General features: G+C 37.4%; 1 protein-coding gene. It reads left to right on the top strand.

Translation table 11 applies throughout. The features are described from left to right. The first annotated feature begins 153 nt into the window (after positions 1-153). Complete coding sequence (locus IEY09_RS20090; RefSeq protein WP_188872412.1) at positions 154-831, top strand: sensor histidine kinase; 678 nt, start codon at positions 154-156, stop codon at positions 829-831. The last annotated feature ends 115 nt before the right edge of the window (positions 832-946 follow it).

Raw genomic sequence — 946 nt, 5'->3', positions numbered from 1 at the left:
TCATGTTATTTGCCTCTTTTGACTTCGCTAAAAATCAAAGATGCATTTAACATGGGTAGGTATACAGGCAAAGCCTCAAATGATGATAACCACCTACTGAAGTAGGTGGTTTTGGGCTAAAAATAAAGTTAGCTGTGCAATTTGGACTATTGAATGAATAAAAATGACCAACAGCAATTGCTGATACAATTAAGAGCAGAAAATCAGGAATTATTAGAGTTTAAAATACTCAATAATTTAATTTCAAAATCGATGCAAGCTTTGACGGAAAACATAGACCAAGCTATGCCATTTAGCGTCTTATTTTCACTAGTCAAACAGGAGTTAAAACCTGATCTTCAATTAATCGTAACTTGCAACCCAGAAAGTACTGAACTGAGTATTTTAGCATGCACACATGAGGAACTAATTGGAAAACACATTACATTCGAAAATACTAAAACTGTAAAATTTGAATTTAGAGAAACAACAGTGATCAATTTAGACTCTACCTCTAATTGGTCAAGCACACTAAAGCGCCTATTGCCCCAAGCGACATCAGCATTAATTCAGCCTGTAAAATTTAACAACAGTGATTATGCCATCATCTTGCTAAAAAAAGAGCCCTATAGCTTTAACTCTGGAACGCAATCTATCATATCAAACTACTGTAGCTTTATCGCAAACACACTCACATTGAGAGACTATCGCCATATTGCAGCTGAACCCGACAGTTTATTTTCACAACAAAAAAGAATTAAAAACAGTTTAGCGAAACAAGGAAAATTAGCGGCAATCGGTCAGCTTGCAGCCAGTGTTGCCCACGAATTAAATAATCCACTAAATAGCTGATCCGAATACTGCTACATTTTCGCCGTGCCATGCCCACTGCCAGGAAATGGGGAAACGGTTCCCATAAAATGCCATACCATGCCAAGCAGTTCCCGTATGTTCCTGCAAGCGTGAT

It is taken from the genome of Shewanella xiamenensis (assembly GCF_014647135.1).
Classification (GTDB): Bacteria; Pseudomonadota; Gammaproteobacteria; order Enterobacterales; family Shewanellaceae; genus Shewanella; species Shewanella xiamenensis.
The sequence above is the reverse complement of the archived record's forward strand: the minus strand, read 5'-3'. Positions and strand labels throughout refer to the sequence as shown.